The following is a 19,584-nucleotide window of genomic DNA, read 5'->3' as shown; positions in this document are numbered from 1 at the left end:
AAACGGCATCACAATGGTGATACCGTTTTTTAATGATTGATTTTATCCAGTTTATTTATTTTTTAATAAATCACGAATTTCGGTAAGCAGTTTTTCTTCTGCTGATGGTTCCGGTGCAACTTCCGGCTCAGGTTCCGGTGCTCTTTTCAAGTTATTGATCACTTTAACCATTGCAAATACGGCAATAGCGATAATTAAGAAATCAAAAACGTTTTGGATAAATGCACCGTATTTCAACGTAACGGCTTCAGCACCGTCTTGTGCTTCTTTTAATACGATTGCAAGATCTTTAAAATCAACGCCGCCGATTAATAAACCGATTGGTGGCATAATGACGTCACTGACTAAAGAAGAAACGATTTTACCGAAAGCACCACCGATGATCACACCGACTGCTAAATCAACGACATTACCTTTTACCGCAAATTCACGGAACTCTTTTAAAATACTCATTACTCTTTCCTTAAAACTTGAAAGTGAATAAAAAATGAACTGCCTGAATTTAGGCAGAAAAGTATTATAATCAAATTTTTCATATAAAGGTAAAATTTAACAAAATTTACTTTTATATTAATAAATATTTTATGGAAAATATTGATTTAAATGCTTAGCGAATTGGTTTACTTTTTGCCAGTCGGTATATTCGTACTCTTTACTGGTATCCGTATCGCCTTTGGTAATTTTCATAATAAAGCGAATCATAAAACGGTCGAAAAATGTATAGCGTGGGTAGCGCAACGCTCCTGCAATCACTTCGACTAAATTCGGCTTCCACTGAATACGTCTGAGTAATTTTCGGGTGTAGACATTGGTTTCTGGGGTATTACGATTCGCCTTACGAGCGGTCAGATTGACGCTAAAAAATGCAGATTTTTTTTGATTGAGCAGAGCATAGTGTTGCTGAATAAACGGCTCTAAAATCGGATCAAAATGCCCATAACGAATAGAAGCTCCGATGATAATACAGTCAAACTGTGCAAGTTGTTCGGCGGATGGTTGCGGTACATCACGCAAAGAGATGAGCGTTATATCACCATGGAGTGATTGAGCAATATATTCCGAAATCTTTTTAGTTTGTCCGTCACGGGTGAGATAGAGAATCGCCGTTTTCATTTGAAGTCCTTACGATAAAATTTGTCGCTATCTTAGCAGATTCTGCAAAATTTTGAGGAAATCCGACCGCTTTTTTGCTATGGTACGCCTAATTTTTCCTAACGAGAACAAGACAATGAACGACGCTCAACAACCCCAATCAGAAACCACCCACTTTGGCTTTAAAACCGTTGCCAAAGAAGAAAAACAGCAGTTAGTTGCCAATGTATTCCATAGTGTTGCAGGCAAATATGATTTAATGAACGATCTGCTCTCTTTTGGTATTCACCGTGTATGGAAGCGTTTTACCATTGATTGCAGTGGGGTGCGAAAAGGGCAGAAAGTGTTGGATTTAGCAGGGGGAACAGGGGATTTCACCGCTAAATTTTCTCGTATTGTTGGCGAAACAGGCGAAGTTGTACTTGCCGATATTAACAGCTCAATGTTGGAAGTCGGGCGTGAAAAATTGCGGAATTTGGGCGTTGTCGGCAATGTGAATTATGTGCAAGCGAATGCAGAGTGCCTGCCGTTTGCGGATAACACCTTTGATTGCATTGTGATTAGCTTCGGTTTGCGTAATGTTACTGATAAAGATAAGGCGTTACGTTCAATGTTCCGTGTGTTGAAACCGGGCGGACGTTTGCTGGTGTTGGAATTTTCTAAGCCGATTATCGATCCGATTAGCCAAGTTTATAACTTCTATTCATTTAATATTTTGCCGAAAGTGGGCGAAGTGGTCGTCAATGATGCCGACAGCTATCGTTACCTTGCCGAGTCTATTCGTATGCACCCGAAACAAGATGAGTTAAAGGGAATGATGGAAAATGCAGGGTTTGAAAATGTCGGTTATTACAATTTAAGTGCTGGGATTGTGGCATTGCATCGTGGGTACAAATTTTAAAAATGAAAATGTTATTACAACAGTTGATGTTACCGCAATTTGCGTTAGGGGCATTGGAAACGGCGTTTAATCATTTGATTGAACGTTCACCCCAAACATTGCCGATGTTACGTAAACTTGCAGGGAAAATTCTTAAAATTCAGTTAAATCAACCGAATATTATACTTTTTGTGATTTTCAGTGAAAATCGTGCGGATTGGCTGGCGAATTATGAAGGTGAAGTTGATTGTGCGGTGAGCCTTGATGCAACAGCTCTCCCAAAACTGGCGGATAAAAGTAAACTGAGTGAGTTGATTAATAATAAAACACTGATTTTGACGGGCGATATTCAAGTATTACAGCATTTTTCACAGTTACTTGACGAGTTGGAAAAAGATCCTGCGGAATTGCTCTCACGTTTTATCGGTGATGTACCGGCTCAGGCTTCAACAGATTTCGCCAAAGGTATTTTTACCAAGGTGAAAAATCAGTTTGTGCAAGACAGTCAGCACCTTGTCGATAACCTGACTACCGAACGCCCTGTGCTTGTTCATCGTTTGCAAGTGGTTGATTTTTGCGATCAGGTAAAAGAGTTGGAACAACAAGCGGTACGATTAGAGCAAAAATTTGCAAAATTGGGAATGTAATGAACATCAAAAGCCTGCGTCGCCTTTATCACATTATTCACACCTTTCTTCGCTATGGTATTGATGAGGTGATTCCGGATATTCCGCTAACACGGGGGATTCGTTGTGGGCGGAAATCCTTGTTTTGGGTAAAAAATCAATATCCGAACGAGCCTTTTGGCGTGCGTTTACGCCTTGCCTTGCAAGAGCTTGGGCCTGTGTGGATTAAGCTGGGGCAGATGCTTTCTACTCGTCGGGATCTGTTTGAGCCTGAACTGGCGGATCAGCTTGCGTTGCTACAAGACTCCGTTGAAGCCTTTGACGGAAAACTGGCTCGTCGTTTAATTGAAGAGGCTCTGGGTGATAAGCTGGAAAAATGGTTTGATGATTTTGATGAAACCGCATTGGCTTCTGCGTCTATTGCCCAAGTGCATACGGCAAAATTCAATCAAAACCAACCGCTTGCAGGTAAAGAGGTGGTATTAAAAGTCCTTCGCCCGGAAATTGACCGTGTGATCAAAGACGATTTAGCCTTGATGTACCGTTTGGCGAGTTGGATTCCACGTTTAAATAAAGAAGGCAGACGCTTACGCCCTGTGGAAGTGGTGCGTGAATATGAAAAAACGCTGTTGGACGAACTTGATCTTCGCAAAGAAATGGCGAATGCTATTCGCTTGCGTAACAATTTTGAAAACAGTGAAATGCTCTATGTACCTGAGATGTATCAAGATTTTTGCCATAAAAATGTGATTGTGATGGAACGGATTTATGGTATTCCTGTGGCAAATATTGATGAACTAAAAGCTAATGGTACGGATATGAAACTGCTTGCCGAACGTGGCGTGCAGGTGTTTTTTACGCAGGTTTTCCGTGATAGCTTTTTTCACGCCGATATGCACCCGGGGAATATTTTTGTGAACCCAAATCATCCCGAAAATCCACAATATATTGGGATTGATTGCGGTATTGTCGGCACCTTAAATCAGAACGATAAACGTTACCTTGCCGAAAGTTTTGTTGCCTTTTTCAATCGTGATTATCGCCGAGTTGCGTTAATGCACGTTGAGTCAGGCTGGACACCGGCGGATACCGATATTGATGCTTTTGAAGAAGCCTTTCGAGAAGTCTGCGAACCGATTTTTGCCAAACCGCTATCAGAGATTTCTTTCGGGCAGGTGCTATTGAATCTGTTTAACGTAGCCCGTGAGTTTAATATGGAAGTGCAACCGCAGTTGGTGTTATTGCAAAAAACATTACTTTATATTGAAGGTTTAGGCAGACAGGTTTATCCCCAGTTAGATTTATGGCAAACCGCTAAACCGTTTTTACAAGATTGGTTGAATGAACAAGTGGGCTTTAAAGCCATGTGGCGAGATCTAAAACAGCGTGCGCCGCAATTTAGAGAGCATTTCGCCGAGTTTCCCGAAGCAATGTTCCAAGCGTTACAACAGCAAAAACAGATCAATTTCCGTTTAAATGAAATCAATCAAAGCCTGAAGGCACAAAATAATCACAGCAGTTTTTACCGTTTAATGATTTTAGGTGTGGCGATTGCCGGCACCTTTTGGAAGTTTGAGGCGCTGCCGTTGTGGGTGAGTGTGCCGTTGTTGGCGGTGGAATTGGGATTGCTGGTGAGGAAATAGCTGACCGAATCGATACAAAAGAGGGGAGAAAACACTTCAGTTATTGATAAAACGGCATGGCTGAGGGGCTCCGCCCCTCAATTTGTCGACAACTTTTCGGTTCGGCTAAACCCATATTCCCAATTTACCCGCACTCCACTGAGATCAAAAATCACGGTGTTGATTGTGGCTGTATTCATACGAGAGCCTCCGATTGATTAAAAATGATTCATCGATGTTTTCATTGCGCCGAAACGCCTTGCCGTGTTCGTCAATGCAGGCGTGCCACTCTTGGCATTGCTTGAGCGTCGCTTGCTCAACAATCGGTTGTAACGCTTTTCGCATTGTCTCATAGTGATGAAAGTCACCTAAATTTAAGCGCTTAAATAAGCGCATGGCGTATTGGTCGGCAATAAAGACTTTACGTTCAAACAGGTACAGTAACATCACGTCCGCCGTTTCAAAACCAATCCCCTTTACCTCAAGTAACATATCGCGCAAATTGTCCGTCGGAATAGCGTGGCAAGCGGTCAGATCGTAGTGAAAATTTGCAAAAAACGCCGTGATATTTTTCAAATAATGCGCCTTTTGTTGATAAAATCCCGCCGGGCGGATCAAAGTCTGCAAATGGGTGATGTTCAATTCCGCCAACTGCGGAAAAGTCAAATAGGGGGTGAGATTTTCAAGGGCTTTTTCCACATTTTGCTGTGTGGAGCGCTGAATTAATATCATCGAGACACAATCCCGTACCCGATTTTCCGCCTGCCACCAATGCTGTTCACCATAGTGTAGGACAAGGTTATTTAACACATTCAGTATATTTGCCGATTCCACTTTTGGTCCTATTCGAAATGTTAGTGAGAGCAGGGAGATTACCCAGCCTCAAGACTTCCGCAAATCGCCGGGTTGCTTGTGCATCCGTATGCAAATACAGTGCCGGTTCGATCAATTCCAATTCGTTTAACAGAAAATCATCGTCAATCACCGTACCGTCGATACGGGCGTAAACCGGCATATCAGGCAGCGCCGCCAACACTTGACGGGCAAGCCAAATAATTTGTGTCGGTGGGGCTATTGAGTTAACAGTAACACCATAAGCTGAATTGGCTCGAAAGTCGCCTGCTTTAGGTTGTCGCCGTACCGCATGGCTAAATTCGCCGTTAAAGAAAATCAAGCTGGTTTCACCGTTTGTAGCCACCTCTGCAATATAAGGCTGAATAATCAATCCTTGAGCATACGGTGACAAGTCGGGTAACGGCTCACCTTGGCGATATTTCACCACCGCCGTTCCACTCTGTCCGATTGCCGGTTTGAATACCACATCCCGCCAGCCTTGTCGGTCTATGGTTTGTCGGATCCGCAACGGTTCGGCGGTGAGATGAACGGTCGGAATCACCTGAATACCTTGGGTTTGTAAATCACACAAATAGCTTTTATGCATGTTCCATAACATCAATTCAGGTGAATTGATAAAACAACTGCCTTGTTGGGCTAATTGTTTGATCCATTGGCGAAATTGCACCGGCACTGAGGCATAATCCCAAGCTGCAAGCGGTAAGATTGCGTCACTTTTTTGCACCTTTTGCCAAGGTAGAACTTCACACTCAATCCCTATGCCATTGAGTGTTTTTGCTAAGGTTTTAATGTCCTCGGACGGTGTCGGATAAGCGAGACAAGTAGCGATAGTAAGTGAATTCATCGCAATATTCTCTGAATGTTTGGCGTGGGGTAGACCCACTTTTATTTCATATAAATGATATTACTTCACTTGTGCCATATATTCGGCTAAACGTCCTTTATTTTCCGTTGCACGTTTTTCCAATTTATCCACTTCGGCTTGAGCGGCATCTTTATTCACCGGGTTACCGACCTGAATAATCCCACTCATATTCATCATACGGTGTGGTGGACAAATATAGACGTAAACGCCCTCTTTCGTAAGAGTTAAGGTAAATTCCTCATCTTCTTTAGATAGAAATTTATCAACCCCCTCAGGCACAGCACGACTTTGTACCCAATGTCCTTTATGAGTTGGCTTGAACGTAACGGTATCGCCCACCTCAGCTTTTAAAAAGCCAGGTTCGAATACCATACCGCCATCTTTGCCGTTATCGAGCATTTTAACTTCATAGTTAGCTGCAAAAGCAGTCGTGGAAAGAGCCATTAAGGCAGTTATCAGGATCTTGTTCATATTTTAATTCTCCGAAGATAAACAACATTTGTCCGACAAGCATTTTCGTAACGGGCGAATCACAGGTGAACCGGTGCTGTCGTATAAAATTTCAATCTGTACGTTATACAGACGGCTGATGATGTCCGATTGTAACACTTGTCGTGCGGCACCCTGTCTTTGTACTTTTCCTTCTCCAAGCAAGATCACGCAATCGGAAAATTGGGCGGCAAGACTTAAGTCGTGTAAGACCATCAGCGTAATCAAATTGTGTTGCCGCGTATAGTTACAAACGTGTTCCAGCAAATTAATTTGGTGATGCATATCCAGTGCGCTGACCGGCTCGTCCAACATCAAGATTTCAGGATGACGCAATAATACTTGAGCAAACATGACCATTTGGCGTTGACCGCCGCTTAAGCGCATCACATCTTTATGGGCAAGGTGGGCAATACCGAGTTTATCCATAATTCGAGCGACTTCCCGTAACAATTCATCACCGACATGCATATGCAAGGCATCAATCCGCCCGAGTAAAATGACTTCCAGTGCGGTCAATGAGGCTTCTACCAGCGTGTCTTGCGGCATATAACCAATGCGCTTACGCCAACTCAGTAAATTGCGTTTACTCAAGCTTTCTTCGTTGTAGCGAATTGTACCGTGAAAAGGCACTTCACCGAAAATCGTTTTAATCATCGAAGACTTACCCGCACCGTTAGGGCCGAGAATCGTATACACCTTTCCTTTTTCAAGGGTAAGGTTGATGTTGTCGGCGACGCATTGCGTTCCCCGTCGAACGGTTAAATTTTCTAACTGTAACATCCGATTACCCACGCTTAGTTAATACGATCCAAAAGAAGAACGGCACACCGACAAATGCAGTGATGATCCCGACCGGAAATAATGCTCCGGGGATAATCACTTTAGAGAGTACGGAGGCAATCGACAAAAACGCCGCGCCGACCAACATTGCCCCCGGTAGGAAGAAACGCTGATCTTCCCCAAGCAACATTCTGGCAACGTGAGGTGCAACCAAGCCGATGAAGCCGATAATACCGACAAAACTGATTGCCGTTGCCGTCATTATTGCGACGATCACCAAGGTCTTTAAGCGCAACCGTTGTAAATTGATGCCGAGGCTTAATGCCCGTTCTTCGCCGAGGCGTAAAGCGGTCAGTTTCCACACGTCTTTTGCCAAAAGTGTTACGCTAATAGCGGTCACCACCGTAGCGATAATCAGCGTTTCCCAAGTTGATTTAGTTAAGCTGCCGAATAGCCAAAATAAGATCTGTTGGGAAATTTCGGGGGCGGAAATAAATTGAATTAACGACAATAACGATTGGAATAGGAAAAGCAAGGCGATACCGACTAACACCAACATTGCCGAGCTGAAACGACGTAGGGAAGCAAACACAAACAGAATCCCTGAAGCCAACATGGTCATCAAAAACGCACCGACCGGGACAGCAAAGCCGAGAGGCAAACCGAAGCCACCGAATGCGATTACCGTTGATGCGCCTAATCCAGCTGCCGCTGCTAATCCTAACGTATAAGGGCTTGCCATCGGGTTGTTCAGTAAGGTTTGAATTTCCGCTCCACCTACACCCAGTGCAGCACCGACAACTAACGCCATTAATGCCATCGGTAATCGCAGATCGTACACAATCACATGGGTTGTCGTTTCAACATTATCTAAGCGTAACAATGCTCTCACAACATCTTCAAGAGGGAGCATTGACGGACCGGTGACAATATCAAATACCAACCCCACAACGCTGATTACTAAAAATACGATTACAACAAGCCAGCGTTTGCGTTCCAACGCCCGCTGGCTTTGAATGATTTGTTCAACCGCTTGACTCATTATTTATTCTCAGGGTAGAGATAGAATGTACCTTGCGGCACAACCGGTAAATTTTGGCGGTAAAACTCGACATAGGTTTTGGTCGGATCCAAATCTTTAAAGAGCTCGGGATAAACGGCTTTAGCCACAAACTGAATTGAGGCGCTGTCCGACAAGGTACGTGAGTTCGCATGATATACGCCGTACAAGCGGTTAGATTTGATTGCCGGCAGTTCGCTCCAACCCGCACGGTTCTTAAAGCCGTCTAGACGTTTTCTTGCTTCGCTCTCTTCGATATTAAAGCCCATGACCATCGCTTCGGGGTTCTTCTTTAATTCGGTTTCACGACCACTGATGATAACGACATCCGGTTTTGCCGCTAAGACCAATTCAGGATTGATCGGGCTATAAAATTCCACTGCGGTTTTTGATACATTATCGGCACCGACTAAATCGAGCATTGCTCCCCACATACTTTTCCCGAAGGTGAAGCTGTGTTCTTTCGGACCTTTATTCCCGAACTCCACATAAACTTTCGGTTTCGGTAAGTTTGCCTTGGCGACGCGATGTTGGATCTCTTTAACAACTGCTTGGTACTCATCATTAAGCTGTTTGGCTTTTTCTTCGTTGCCGGTAAGTAAACCGATAATTTCCGTCGAGCGCACGTGTTTTTCTACCGTTTGGGCTAAATAATCAATAACCACGATCGGAATACCCGCCGTTTCAAGCGGTTCCAAATCGGAATCTAAGGCTTTGTACTGCCAATCCGCCATCACCACCAAATCAGGCTTCAACGCTAAAATTTTCTCTACGGAAAACGTACCGACTTCCACTTCACCGACATCTTCCAATTCATTTAAACGCGGAACCGCTTTGCTAAACTCCGTCCAACTTGCCGGTGCCCAATCCGACCAAACCGCTTTCGAAAAACCGACGACATTATCAAATGATTTTACGCCGGCAACCGCCATATAATCTTGATAGTTAAACGCAAGTACAACGCGCTTCGCCGGTACGTCTACGGTGACTTTGCGATCTAAAATATCCGTCAATTCAACAGGTTTTGCGTATGCCATTGAATTCAATGCAAGTAAAGATGAGAGTGCGACAGCACAAAGTTTAACGGTTTTTAACATAAACGTTCCTTTTTATAAATGAGAATGAATCGCACATAGATTACAAAAAAGTTCGTTCTTATGCAAACGGCTGAAATAAAAAAACGCAATCCTCTACATAAAAGATTGCGTTTTTGTGGTATGGAGGAGTCGGATTACGGATTACGTTTAAACTTACTAAAGTCAGGCGCACGTTTTTCATTAAACGCATTGCGACCTTCTTGACCTTCTTCCGTCATATAGAACAGCATTGTTGCATTACCTGCTAATTCTTGAAGACCCGCTTGTCCGTCACAGTCCGCATTTAATGCTGCTTTTAAGCAACGTAATGCAATCGGGCTGTTGCGTAACATTTCACGACACCAACGCACCGTTTCTTTTTCCAAATCCGCATAAGGCACAACGGTATTCACCAAGCCCATCTCTAAGGCTTCTTTCGCATCATATTGACGGCATAAGAACCAAATTTCACGCGCTTTTTTCTGCCCAACGATACGTGCCATATAGCTTGCACCCCAACCGCCATCGAATGAACCCACTTTCGGACCTGTTTGACCGAAAATCGCATTTTCTGCCGCAATGGTTAAATCACAAAGCATATGTAAAACGTGACCGCCACCAATCGCATAACCAGCCACCATTGCCACCACAGGCTTCGGACAGCTACGAATATCACGTTGGAAATCCAATACGTTTAAGTGATGTACACCACTTTCATCTTTATAACCGCCGTAATCGCCACGCACTTTTTGATCGCCACCGGAACAGAACGCTTTTTCGCCTTGACCCGTTAAAACAATCACACCGATTTTTTCATCAAAACGAGCATCAGAAAATGCTTGGATCATCTCTTTTACCGTTTGCGGACGGAACGCATTACGCACTTCAGGGCGATTGATGGTGATTTTGGCAATACCGTCAGTCGATTTATGATAAAGAATATCCGTATAACCTTCGCTACAATCGTGCCATTCAACAGGGGCATAAAGTACATCATCTTTTGGGTTTTGCATTTTGTATTCCTTTTAGTTTAAACAAGCGGTCGGATTATACCCGAAATTTGCAAATTTTTGCCAAAATCCGACCGCTTGTACTTGTAATTTGCCAATCTGGCTCTATATTACAGCCGTCATTATTTTAATGAATGTAGGGGCGAGGTTTATCCTCGCCCGAATTTATATAAACACATTAACGGGTGGGGATAAACCCACCCCTACACATAAGGAAAAATTATGTCTTTAAATTTAGAACAAGTGAAATTAGAAAGCGTTGAAGCAAAAGGCGGTTACGGTATCGGTTTACAAATCGGTCAGCAATTATTAGGCAGTGGTTTAGACGTTGAACCGGAAGCGGTGGTAAAAGGGATTTTTGATGTGTTAAATCAAAACCCACCGGCATTAGATTTGAATGAAGTAACCAAAGCGTTACAAGAGTTATCTCAACGTGCTGAAGCGGAACAAGCAAAAGCCTTTGAAGCGTTAGCTGCAGAAGGTAAAGCGTTCTTAGAAGAGAATAAAAAACACCCGTCTGTGAAAGAAACAGAAAGCGGTTTACAGTATGAAGTGTTAGTGGAAGGTACAGGTAAAGTGCCTGCGAAAACGGATAAAGTGCGTGTTCACTATACGGGTTCATTAATTGACGGTACGGTATTTGACAGCTCAGTGAAACGTGGTACACCGGCAGAGTTCCCGGTCACAGGCGTGATTGCAGGTTGGGTTGAAGCGTTACAAATGATGCCTGTGGGTTCAAAATGGCGTTTAACCATTCCACATAACCTAGCTTACGGTGAGCGTGGTGCAGGCGCGTCCATTCCGCCGTTTAGCACATTGATTTTTGAAGTGGAATTATTAGATATTGTTTAATAACGAGAAAAATAACGAAAGGCTGTCGGTTTTAGAGACAGCCTTTTTGTTTTGAACGTTAATTACAACGCGTCAATGATCGCATTCAATATCGTACTTGGACGCATGGCTTGAGCCACTTTCAGCGGATTCGGCGCATAATAACCGCCCATATCTACCGAACCGCTCACGCCATTCAGTTCAGACAAAATAGCAGATTCTTGGTTGGCTAATTGAATCGCAATCGGTGCAAAACGCGTTTTTAAATCCGCATCTAGATTTTGTTCGGCAAGCGCTTCCGCCCAATAACGGGCTAAATAATAGTGGCTGCCACGGTTATCCAATTGACCGGCTTTGCGCTTAGGCGATTTATCGCTAAGTAACAATTGCTCGGTTGCTTTATCTAAGGTATCCGCCAATAGTTGAGCTTTGATATTACCCGTTTTTTGTGCTAAATGTTCAAGCGATACGGCTAATGCTAAGAATTCACCCAACGAATCCCAACGTAAATGGTTTTCTGCAACAAATTGTTGAACGTGCTTCGGTGCGGAACCGCCGGCACCGGTTTCAAACATTCCGCCACCATTCATGAGCGGCACAATGGATAACATTTTAGCGCTGGTTCCCAATTCCAAGATAGGGAATAAATCGGTCAAGTAATCACGCAAGACATTACCGGTAACCGAAATGGTATCTTCACCGTTTTTCAATCGTTTCAAACTGAATAAACAAGCGTCAACCGGCGATAAAATACGAATGTCCAAGCCGTCGGTATCCAATTCCGCCAAATAAGTTTTCACTTTGGCGATTAAACTGCGATCGTGCGCCCGTTTTTCATCCAACCAAAATACCGCCGGTGTTTGGCTTAGGCGTGCACGGTTAACGGCCAATTGAACCCAATCTTTGATCGGCGCATCTTTCGTTTGGCAAGCTCGCCAAATATCTCCCGCTTCAACTTGGTGGGAAGTCAAGATATTACCCTTATCATCAATCAATTCCACAATACCGTTTTCGGTCATTTCAAAGGTTTTATCGTGAGAACCGTATTCTTCGGCTTTTTGTGCCATCAACCCGACATTCGGCACACTCCCCATGGTCGTCGGATCGAACGCGCCGTTCTCACGGCAGAAATCAATCACGGTTTGGTAAACACCGGCATAGCTGCTGTCCGGGATCACCGCTTTCGTATCACGGGCTTCACCGTTTTTATCCCACATACGACCGGAATTACGGATCATTGCCGGCATAGACGCATCTACGATAACATCGCTCGGCACATGTAAATTGGTGATGCCTTTATCCGAATCGACCATCGCCAAATCCGGGTTTACGGCGTAAGCGTCGGCAATGGCTTTTTCTACGCCTTCGCGGGTTGAGGCATCCAATTTGTCTAAGTTTGCCAACAAATGACCGAAACCATTGTTTACATTGATTCCCGCTTTATCAAGTTGATCACCGTATTGTTCAAATACTTTTGCAAAATAGGCTTTCACCGCATGACCGAAAATAATCGGATCAGACACTTTCATCATGGTGGCTTTCATATGCAAAGAGAACAACACGCCCTGTGCTTTCGCATCGGCAATCTGCTCGTGTAAAAATGCCGTTAATGCTTTTTTGTTCATTACGGTTGCATCGATAATCTCACCGGCTTTGAGCCCTAAAGGCTTACGCAGCTCGGTTTTGTTACCTGCCGTATCGGTAAACACCACGGATACGGTGGTGGGTTCGGCTACCGTAACGGATTGCTCATTGGAAAAGAAATCTCCCGCTTGCATCGTTGCCACATGAGACTTGGAATCTTTTCCCCACGCCCCCATGCTGTGCGGGTATTTTTTAGCAAAATTTTTCACGGCTTTCGGCGCACGACGATCGGAATTGCCTTCTCGTAGCACCGGGTTTACCGCACTACCTTTAATACGGTCATAACGTTCACGTACCGCTTTTTCTTCATCCGTTTGCGGGTCCGAAGGGTAATCCGGCAAAGCATAGCCTTGAGCTTGTAATTCGGCAATTGCCGCGGTTAACTGCGGAATGGACGCACTGATATTGGGTAATTTGATCACATTAGCTTGCGGTTGTTTAACCAATTCGCCCAGTTCCGCCAATGCATCCGGAATACGTTGTGCTTCAGTTAAATAATCGGGAAATGCAGCGATGATTCGACCGGCTAACGAAATGTCGGAAGTCACGACATGAATATCGGCGCTTTTGGTAAAAGCGCGAATGATAGGAAGTAAAGATTGGGTAGCCAGCGCAGGGGCTTCATCCGTATGTGTATAAATAATGGTGTGTTTGTGACTCACAGAGACCTCCTAGAGAAGAGATGGATTTTTATGTGACTGCCGCTAATGCGGTGAAGAAGATTATGGCATAAATTGAACGGTTTTTGCGGATATTTTGTTAAAATTTTGTTATTTTTTTACACCAATCAAATTATCGTTTTATCTTCACCGGACAAGCGGTATGTTTGACGCAGTTTTTTGCAAAAATGCGAACCGCCTTTTGTCGGTTTCGGACTGAAATCTACACACGATTACATAAAAGGCATTGGAGAGTTGGGCAACCTATATTAGAATAGTCGCTTTTCCGGTGTGGGGCTTTCCCCATTTCACATTAACCACAGAGAACCTAACATGAACTCAAACCGTAGTTTACTGATTATGGGGTTATTCCTTGTGTCATTTTTGATCTTTACGCAATGGCAACAAGATTTTAACCCTGAAATTCAGGCTCAAAAGCAAGCTCAGGCTCAAGCACAGGCCGCAGCACAGTCAAACGGTGATGTGCCTGCGTCGTCTAATGCGACATCGCCGATTAACGAGCAATCAACCAAAGGTAAAACCATCACGATTGAAACCGATGTATTACGTTTAACCGTAGATACGCTCGGTGGTGATGTCATTGATTCTGACTTATTAAAATACAATGCGGAATTGAATTCCACTGCGCCGTTTGAATTGTTGCAAGACAACGGTAAAGTGTTATATGTCGCACAAAGCGGTTTAGTCGGTAAAAACGGGATTGATACCAATGCCGGCCGCGCGCAATACCAAACCACCGCCGACCAATTTACCTTGGCAGATGGTCAAAATGAGTTAAGCGTGCCGCTTATGTTGGAAAAAGACGGCGTGATTTACACCAAAACCTTCACGCTCAAACGCGGCAGTTATGATATTGCCGTCAATTACAATATTAAAAATAACACGGCGGACACACTTGAAGTCCAACCTTACGGACAACTCAAGCACACCTTGGTTGAAAGTGCCGGTAACTTTGCCATGCCGACTTACACGGGCGGTGCTTATTCTTCGTCAGAAGTGAATTATAAAAAATACAGTTTTGACGAAATGGCCAAAGCGAACCTCTCCATCAACACCAAAGCCGGTTGGGCGGCGATTTTACAGCATTATTTCGTGTCCGCTTGGATTCCGAATCAAGATGCGGAAAATAACCTGTATACCCGTACCGCCAACGGCGTAGGAACTATCGGCTACCGCGGACCGGTTACTCAAGTGGCACCAAACAGTGAAGCAACGATTACCAGCCACTTATGGACGGGACCGAAAGATCAAGAGGCAATGGCGCAAGCGGCAAATAATTTTGACTTAACCGTCGATTACGGCTGGGCATGGTTTATTGCCAAACCGCTATTCTGGTTATTAACCTTTATTCAAGGCATTGTGTCTAACTGGGGCTTGGCAATTATCGGCGTCACGATTGTCGTGAAAACCATTCTGTATCCGTTAACCAAAGCGCAATATACCTCTATGGCGAAAATGCGCATGCTCCAACCCCGCATTCAAGAGATGCGCGAACGTTTCGGTGACGACCGTCAGCGTATGAGCCAAGAGATGATGAAATTGTATAAAGAAGAGAAAGTCAACCCAATGGGCGGTTGCTTACCGATTCTTCTGCAAATGCCGATTTTCATCGCCTTGTATTGGACATTTATGGAAGCGGTGGAATTACGTCATGCGCCGTTCTTCGGCTGGATTCAAGACTTATCGGCACAAGACCCGTACTATATCTTGCCACTGTTAATGGGCGGCTCGATGTTCTTACTGCAAAAAATGTCACCGACACCGGTGGCGGATCCCGTGCAACAAAAAGTCATGACATTTATGCCGGTACTGTTTACGGTATTCTTCTTATGGTTCCCGTCCGGCTTAGTACTTTACTGGTTAACCTCTAACTTGATTACGATTGTGCAACAATGGCTCATCTACCGTAATTTAGAGAAGAAAGGTTTACACACACGTGTGAAAAAATAAGCCGAGTAAATCCATCTTATAGGGGCGAACCGGTGTGTTCGCCCTTTTACCGATACAAGCGGTCACTTTTCATCTGTTTTTTGCAAATTAACTATGACGTCAACGCCCTGCCCTTGCCAATCCAATCTGTCTTATCACCAATGCTGCCGACCGTTCCACCTCGGTGAGCAGTTGCCTGCAACGGCAGAACAATTGATGCGCTCCCGTTATACGGCGTATACGCAAGGAAATATCGATTATCTTGTAAAAACCACCGTACCGAGCCAACAAACGTTGTTAAATCAAGACGCAATGAAAGCGTGGAGCGAAAGTACCCGATGGGCAGGGTTGGAGATCGTGGCGCATCAACCGAATATCGACAAAATTCACGGTACGGTAGAATTTCATGCTTATTTCGAAACCGAAGATGGAAAAAACGCGCATCACGAATTATCATTGTTCGTGAAAATTGACGGACGCTGGTATTTTGTCGATCCGACCGTACCGTTACCGACGATGAAACAACCTTGCATTTGCGGTTCGGGAAAGAAATTTAAACATTGTTGCGGGGGTTTTTAACTTTTGCTTTCATAATATTCCATTTGGTTATTTGCAAGCGGTCAGTTTTCCCCTTAAATTTGCAAAAATTAATTTCACCTATTAAAAGGATTTCATCATGTTTAAAAAACTATCAGTTATTACTTTATCCGCCTTCGCTCTCATCACCACAACGGCGGCCGTTGCCAAAGAAAGTTTATTGGAACGTATCAATAATAAAGGCACTATTACCGTCGGTACCGAGGGAACTTACGCGCCGTTCACTTACCATGATGCCAGCGGCAAATTGACCGGTTATGACGTTGAAGTGACCCGTGCGGTAGCGGACAAGCTAGGCGTTAAAGTGGAGTTTAAAGAAACCCAGTGGGATGCAATGCTTGCCGGCTTAAAAGGCGAACGTTTTGATTTGGTCGCAAACCAAGTCGGTTTAACCACACCGGAACGTCGCGCCACCTTCGATAAATCGACGCCTTACAGTTGGTCCGGTGCCATGTTGGTTGCCCGTACGGATGAAACCCGCGTATCCAAACCGGAAGACGTAAAAGGGCTCAAAGCCGCTCAAACGTTAAGCTCTAACTACGGCGAATTAGCCCGCCAATACCAAGCCGATATCGTCCCTATCGATGGCATGGCGCAAGGTTTACTGTTAATTCAACAGAAACGTGCCGACGTGACATTTAATGACTCTTTGGCATTATTGGATTACTTGAAGAAAAACCCGAATTCAGGCTTAAAAACCGTATGGGAATCCAATGAAAAAGTAGATGCCGGTTTTATTGCAAACAAAGGCAATGAGGAAGCCCTTGCGAAAATCAGTGCGGCGCTTGTCGAGTTGCAAAATGACGGTACATTGAAAAAACTAGGCGAACAGTTCTTCGGAAAAGATATCAGTGTTAAATGAGTTATTAATGTCTCTGCCATTTATGACCGAAGCCCGTGCGGAATTGGTCATAAGTGGCTTTTTACCGATGGTTGAAGCGGCGATTTTAGTCTCCATCCCGCTTGCCGTCGCGTCTTTTTTTATCGGGATGATCATTGCTGTTGCCGTCGCTCTCATTCGGATCAGTCCGTCAACGGGAATTATTCACACCCTTTTACTGATGTTGGTCAAAGGGTATATTTCGATTATTCGTGGCACACCGATGTTGGTACAAATCTGTATCGTTTTCTACGGATTACCTGCAATCGGTGTGTTTATCGATCCGATCCCGGCGGCCATTATCGGTTTTTCCCTAAACATCGGCGCTTACGGTTCCGAAACCATTCGTGCGGCGATTTTGTCCGTCCCTAAAGGGCAATGGGAAGCGGGTTACACCATCGGCATGACCTATATGCAGACCTTCCGCCGTATTATTGCACCGCAAGCGTTCCGTGTTGCCGTACCACCACTCAGCAATACCTTTATCGGATTATTTAAAGATACTTCGCTGGCTTCCGTGGTGACCGTAACCGAAATGTTCCGTGTGGCGCAACAAGTGGCTAATATGTCCTATGATTTTCTCCCGGTATATATCGAAGCGGCCTTGATTTATTGGTGTTATTGTTGGGTACTGTTTTTCATTCAAGCGCGCTTGGAAAAACGTTTTGATCGATATGTGGCGAAATAACTCATGATTAAGATTCGAAATATTCATAAAACCTTTGGTAACAATACCATTTTGCGGGGCATTGATTTAGATATCGAAAAAGGTCAGGTGGTGGTCATCTTAGGGCCGTCCGGTTCCGGTAAAACCACGTTTCTACGCTGTTTGAACGCGTTGGAAATGCCGGAACAAGGCACGATTGACTTTGACGGCACCGACCCGCTTCATATCGATTTCAGTGCCAAATCGGTCAAAAAAGCGATCTTGGCATTACGGCGCAAATCCGGTATGGTCTTTCAAAACTATAATCTCTTTCCGCATAAAACTGCGCTTGAAAACGTGATGGAAGGACCGGTGTTCGTACAAGGTAAGGCGCCCGAACAAGCCAAAGCCGAAGCGGAGGTGCTGTTAGCCAAGGTCGGGTTGGTTGACAAAATGTCGCTTTATCCTTTCCAACTCTCCGGCGGTCAGCAACAGCGTGTCGGTATTGCCCGTGCGCTGGCGATTCAGCCTCAACTCATGTTATTCGACGAACCGACCTCTGCGCTCGATCCGGAGTTGGTGCAAGATGTGTTAAATACGATGAAAGCGTTGGCGAATGAAGGTTGGACGATGGTGGTCGTCACACATGAAATCAAATTTGCGTTGGAAGTGGCGGATGTCGTGATTGTGATGGACGGCGGTGAAATTGTAGAACAAGGTTCGCCTTCCGAATTATTCGCTAACCCGCAACATGAGCGAACCAAGCGTTTCTTACACCAAATTCGGGCGGATTAGCCTATACAAGCGGTCTGTTTCGGCTGAAAATTTGCAAATCATAAGGCATCGTCGGTAATGATCACTGACGATGCCTTTATCTTTCTGCACGTTATCGATAAACAAACCCTGACTATTTCTTCAAAAACTCCACGGCAGTATCCGGGAAGTCTGTAAAGACACCGGTTGCACCGGCTTTATTATACAGTGCATCGTACATTTGATTCACATTGCTGAAAAACGGCGGCAAGGCATCTTTACGTACCGTATAAGGGTGTAATGCCATCTTATATTTCGCCAATTCTTTTACTAAAGGGGTATACACGATATTACCGGCGGTCGATTTGTCTTTATCAATCAACATATACCAGCCCGGTCCTACGCCGTCGGCATATTTCGCCACTTCCGCCATCGCGCCGTCTTTAAACATCCAATCATAGTTGTAATTTACCCATTTGCCGGACGGATCTTTTTCTTCCGTTTCATGCCAATCGGTATAGGCAATCAACTGAACCAGTTTTAAGTCCATTTTGAGTTGCGGCAGCAACTCATTTTTAATCCGCTTAAGTTCATTAAAATCAAAGGTTTGAAGATAAATCGGATCGGATTTTTCATCATAACCGTAATGTTTAAGAATTTTTAACGTCTCCAGCGCAATGTCTTTACCTTCTTTATGGTGTAACCAAGGCGCCTTAATTTCGGGATAAAGACCGATTTTTTTACCGCTTGATTTTTCTAAGCCTTGAATAAATTCAATTTCGTCCTCCAACGTATGGATTTTGAATTCTGATTTCCACATCGGGAAACGGTTCGGGTACACCTGCACCTGTTGACCGTTTTCCACTTTAAAGTTCTCGGTCATTTCCAATGTTTCAATTTCCGCTAACGTGAAATCCACCACATAATAACGCCCGTCTTCACGGGCACGATTCGGGAATTTTTTTGCGACATCGGTTAAGCCGTCAAGGAAATGATCATGGATGACGATAATCCGATTGTCCTTTGTCATCGCTAAGTCTTGCTCTAAATAATCGGCATGTTGCCCGAACGCCAAGGCTTTAGACGCTAACGTGTGTTCAGGTAAATACCCGCTTGCTCCACGGTGGGCAATCACTAATTTATCGGTAGCGGCTTGTGCGGTTGCGATAAATAATGTGCTTACAAGCATACCTAATGCAAATGTGCGTTGTGTCATAAACTACTCCTTTAAAATACAGTGTATTTCAGAAATGTATGGAAAATGTT

General features: G+C 44.3%; 20 protein-coding genes. 9 read left to right on the top strand and 11 right to left on the bottom strand.

The features are described 5' to 3' along the window. Positions 1 to 51: 51 nt before the first annotated feature. Together mscL and hemG are read right to left on the bottom strand one after the other, a co-directional pair. Positions 52 to 453, bottom strand: a complete 402-nt coding sequence (gene mscL / locus ACEYKX_RS11145; RefSeq protein ID WP_373766688.1) for a large-conductance mechanosensitive channel protein MscL — start codon at positions 451 to 453, stop codon at positions 52 to 54. Between the two features lie 129 nt (positions 454 to 582). Continuing rightward, positions 583 to 1,113 carry a menaquinone-dependent protoporphyrinogen IX dehydrogenase gene (gene hemG / locus ACEYKX_RS11140; protein ID WP_373766689.1) on the bottom strand — a complete coding sequence of 177 codons (531 nt, stop codon included), beginning with the start codon at positions 1,111 to 1,113 and terminating at the stop codon, positions 583 to 585. 115 nt (positions 1,114 to 1,228) lie between these two features. Here hemG and ubiE point away from each other — a divergent pair, with 115 nt between their 5' ends. The 3 genes from ubiE to ubiB are packed head-to-tail and all read left to right on the top strand — an operon-like array spanning position 1,229 to position 4,241. Next, positions 1,229 to 1,993 (top strand): bifunctional demethylmenaquinone methyltransferase/2-methoxy-6-polyprenyl-1,4-benzoquinol methylase UbiE, encoded by a 765-nt coding sequence (gene ubiE, locus ACEYKX_RS11135; RefSeq protein WP_160413517.1) that lies wholly within the window; start codon positions 1,229 to 1,231, stop codon positions 1,991 to 1,993. A 2-nt stretch (positions 1,994 to 1,995) separates the two neighbouring features. Then, the gene (locus ACEYKX_RS11130) at positions 1,996 to 2,619 is read left to right on the top strand and encodes an SCP2 domain-containing protein (protein WP_373766690.1); all 624 of its coding nucleotides are present in this window, start codon (positions 1,996 to 1,998) and stop codon (positions 2,617 to 2,619) included. Beyond that, a complete protein-coding gene (gene ubiB / locus ACEYKX_RS11125; protein ID WP_373766691.1) occupies positions 2,619 to 4,241 on the top strand; it encodes a ubiquinone biosynthesis regulatory protein kinase UbiB in 1,623 nt (540 codons plus the stop codon). The genes ACEYKX_RS11130 and ubiB overlap by 1 nt, the downstream gene beginning before the upstream one ends. 144 nt (positions 4,242 to 4,385) lie before the next feature. Here the strand turns inward: ubiB and ACEYKX_RS11120 are convergent, their stop codons facing one another. The 7 genes from ACEYKX_RS11120 to menB all read right to left on the bottom strand — a co-directional run bounded on the left by ACEYKX_RS11120 (position 4,386) and on the right by menB (position 10,361). Then, positions 4,386 to 5,054 (bottom strand): endonuclease III domain-containing protein, encoded by a 669-nt coding sequence (locus tag ACEYKX_RS11120; protein ID WP_373766692.1) that lies wholly within the window; start codon positions 5,052 to 5,054, stop codon positions 4,386 to 4,388. Next, entirely contained in the window at positions 5,020 to 5,919 is a 900-nt protein-coding gene (locus ACEYKX_RS11115; RefSeq protein ID WP_373766693.1) for a RimK family alpha-L-glutamate ligase, read from the bottom strand. Before ACEYKX_RS11115 ends, ACEYKX_RS11120 begins: the two co-directional genes overlap by 35 nt. Positions 5,920 to 5,979: 60 nt before the next feature. Next, positions 5,980 to 6,411, bottom strand: coding sequence for a pseudoazurin (locus tag ACEYKX_RS11110; protein ID WP_373766694.1), 432 nt, complete (start codon positions 6,409 to 6,411; stop codon positions 5,980 to 5,982). Positions 6,412 to 6,414: 3 nt separating this feature from the next. After that, positions 6,415 to 7,212 carry an ABC transporter ATP-binding protein gene (locus ACEYKX_RS11105; protein ID WP_373766695.1) on the bottom strand — a complete coding sequence of 266 codons (798 nt, stop codon included), beginning with the start codon at positions 7,210 to 7,212 and terminating at the stop codon, positions 6,415 to 6,417. A gap of 4 nt (positions 7,213 to 7,216) precedes the next feature. Beyond that, a complete protein-coding gene (locus tag ACEYKX_RS11100) occupies positions 7,217 to 8,254 on the bottom strand; it encodes a FecCD family ABC transporter permease (RefSeq protein WP_373766696.1) in 1,038 nt (345 codons plus the stop codon). Continuing rightward, the gene (locus ACEYKX_RS11095) at positions 8,254 to 9,369 is read right to left on the bottom strand and encodes an ABC transporter substrate-binding protein (RefSeq protein ID WP_373766697.1); all 1,116 of its coding nucleotides are present in this window, start codon (positions 9,367 to 9,369) and stop codon (positions 8,254 to 8,256) included. Before ACEYKX_RS11095 ends, ACEYKX_RS11100 begins: the two co-directional genes overlap by 1 nt. A gap of 134 nt (positions 9,370 to 9,503) precedes the next feature. Then, positions 9,504 to 10,361, bottom strand: a complete 858-nt coding sequence (gene menB / locus ACEYKX_RS11090) for a 1,4-dihydroxy-2-naphthoyl-CoA synthase (protein ID WP_162856347.1) — start codon at positions 10,359 to 10,361, stop codon at positions 9,504 to 9,506. 219 nt (positions 10,362 to 10,580) lie between these two features. On the opposite strand from menB, the gene ACEYKX_RS11085 reads away from it, so the two are divergent. Beyond that, a complete protein-coding gene (locus ACEYKX_RS11085) occupies positions 10,581 to 11,210 on the top strand; it encodes an FKBP-type peptidyl-prolyl cis-trans isomerase (protein WP_111749261.1) in 630 nt (209 codons plus the stop codon). A 62-nt stretch (positions 11,211 to 11,272) separates the two neighbouring features. Here the strand turns inward: ACEYKX_RS11085 and ACEYKX_RS11080 are convergent, their stop codons facing one another. Next, a complete protein-coding gene (locus ACEYKX_RS11080) occupies positions 11,273 to 13,495 on the bottom strand; it encodes an NADP-dependent isocitrate dehydrogenase (RefSeq protein ID WP_373766698.1) in 2,223 nt (740 codons plus the stop codon). A 330-nt stretch (positions 13,496 to 13,825) separates the two neighbouring features. Here ACEYKX_RS11080 and yidC point away from each other — a divergent pair, with 330 nt between their 5' ends. The 5 genes from yidC (at position 13,826) to ACEYKX_RS11055 (ending at position 18,360) form a co-directional block, all read left to right on the top strand. Then, positions 13,826 to 15,463 carry a membrane protein insertase YidC gene (gene yidC / locus ACEYKX_RS11075; RefSeq protein WP_373766699.1) on the top strand — a complete coding sequence of 546 codons (1,638 nt, stop codon included), beginning with the start codon at positions 13,826 to 13,828 and terminating at the stop codon, positions 15,461 to 15,463. A 93-nt stretch (positions 15,464 to 15,556) separates the two neighbouring features. Beyond that, positions 15,557 to 16,021 carry a YchJ family protein gene (locus tag ACEYKX_RS11070; RefSeq protein ID WP_373766700.1) on the top strand — a complete coding sequence of 155 codons (465 nt, stop codon included), beginning with the start codon at positions 15,557 to 15,559 and terminating at the stop codon, positions 16,019 to 16,021. A 97-nt stretch (positions 16,022 to 16,118) separates the two neighbouring features. Continuing rightward, positions 16,119 to 16,901: an amino acid ABC transporter substrate-binding protein gene (locus ACEYKX_RS11065; RefSeq protein WP_373766701.1), complete on the top strand. Its 783-nt coding sequence runs from the start codon at positions 16,119 to 16,121 to the stop codon at positions 16,899 to 16,901. Positions 16,902 to 16,923: 22 nt separating this feature from the next. Then, the gene (locus tag ACEYKX_RS11060; RefSeq protein WP_373766745.1) at positions 16,924 to 17,607 is read left to right on the top strand and encodes an amino acid ABC transporter permease; all 684 of its coding nucleotides are present in this window, start codon (positions 16,924 to 16,926) and stop codon (positions 17,605 to 17,607) included. Between the two features lie 3 nt (positions 17,608 to 17,610). Then, a complete protein-coding gene (locus ACEYKX_RS11055; protein ID WP_373766702.1) occupies positions 17,611 to 18,360 on the top strand; it encodes an amino acid ABC transporter ATP-binding protein in 750 nt (249 codons plus the stop codon). A gap of 112 nt (positions 18,361 to 18,472) precedes the next feature. Here ACEYKX_RS11055 and glpQ read toward each other — a convergent pair whose 3' ends face one another. Next, positions 18,473 to 19,534, bottom strand: a complete 1,062-nt coding sequence (gene glpQ, locus ACEYKX_RS11050; protein ID WP_373766703.1) for a glycerophosphodiester phosphodiesterase — start codon at positions 19,532 to 19,534, stop codon at positions 18,473 to 18,475. Positions 19,535 to 19,584 lie beyond the last annotated feature (50 nt).

This window comes from Glaesserella sp., assembly GCF_041817755.1.
In the GTDB taxonomy this organism is placed as follows: Bacteria; Pseudomonadota; Gammaproteobacteria; order Enterobacterales; family Pasteurellaceae; genus Glaesserella.
The sequence above is the reverse complement of the archived record's forward strand: the minus strand, read 5'-3'. Positions and strand labels throughout refer to the sequence as shown.

Bases quoted from the DNA above. Each gene is read 5' to 3' on its own strand.
- ACEYKX_RS11070 (WP_373766700.1), top strand. From the start codon at position 15,557: ATGACGTCAACGCCCTGCCCTTGCCAATCCAATCTGTCTTATCACCAA.
- menB (WP_162856347.1), bottom strand. From the start codon at position 10,361: ATGCAAAACCCAAAAGATGATGTACTTTATGCCCCTGTTGAATGGCAC.
- ACEYKX_RS11105 (WP_373766695.1), bottom strand. From the start codon at position 7,212: ATGTTACAGTTAGAAAATTTAACCGTTCGACGGGGAACGCAATGCGTC.
- ACEYKX_RS11100 (WP_373766696.1), bottom strand. From the start codon at position 8,254: ATGAGTCAAGCGGTTGAACAAATCATTCAAAGCCAGCGGGCGTTGGAA.
- ACEYKX_RS11085 (WP_111749261.1), top strand. From the start codon at position 10,581: ATGTCTTTAAATTTAGAACAAGTGAAATTAGAAAGCGTTGAAGCAAAA.
- ACEYKX_RS11095 (WP_373766697.1), bottom strand. From the start codon at position 9,369: ATGTTAAAAACCGTTAAACTTTGTGCTGTCGCACTCTCATCTTTACTT.
- ubiE (WP_160413517.1), top strand. From the start codon at position 1,229: ATGAACGACGCTCAACAACCCCAATCAGAAACCACCCACTTTGGCTTT.
- yidC (WP_373766699.1), top strand. From the start codon at position 13,826: ATGAACTCAAACCGTAGTTTACTGATTATGGGGTTATTCCTTGTGTCA.
- mscL (WP_373766688.1), bottom strand. From the start codon at position 453: ATGAGTATTTTAAAAGAGTTCCGTGAATTTGCGGTAAAAGGTAATGTC.
- ACEYKX_RS11065 (WP_373766701.1), top strand. From the start codon at position 16,119: ATGTTTAAAAAACTATCAGTTATTACTTTATCCGCCTTCGCTCTCATC.
- hemG (WP_373766689.1), bottom strand. From the start codon at position 1,113: ATGAAAACGGCGATTCTCTATCTCACCCGTGACGGACAAACTAAAAAG.
- ubiB (WP_373766691.1), top strand. From the start codon at position 2,619: ATGAACATCAAAAGCCTGCGTCGCCTTTATCACATTATTCACACCTTT.
- ACEYKX_RS11130 (WP_373766690.1), top strand. From the start codon at position 1,996: ATGAAAATGTTATTACAACAGTTGATGTTACCGCAATTTGCGTTAGGG.
- ACEYKX_RS11055 (WP_373766702.1), top strand. From the start codon at position 17,611: ATGATTAAGATTCGAAATATTCATAAAACCTTTGGTAACAATACCATT.
- ACEYKX_RS11110 (WP_373766694.1), bottom strand. From the start codon at position 6,411: ATGAACAAGATCCTGATAACTGCCTTAATGGCTCTTTCCACGACTGCT.
- ACEYKX_RS11115 (WP_373766693.1), bottom strand. From the start codon at position 5,919: ATGAATTCACTTACTATCGCTACTTGTCTCGCTTATCCGACACCGTCC.
- glpQ (WP_373766703.1), bottom strand. From the start codon at position 19,534: ATGACACAACGCACATTTGCATTAGGTATGCTTGTAAGCACATTATTT.
- ACEYKX_RS11060 (WP_373766745.1), top strand. From the start codon at position 16,924: ATGACCGAAGCCCGTGCGGAATTGGTCATAAGTGGCTTTTTACCGATG.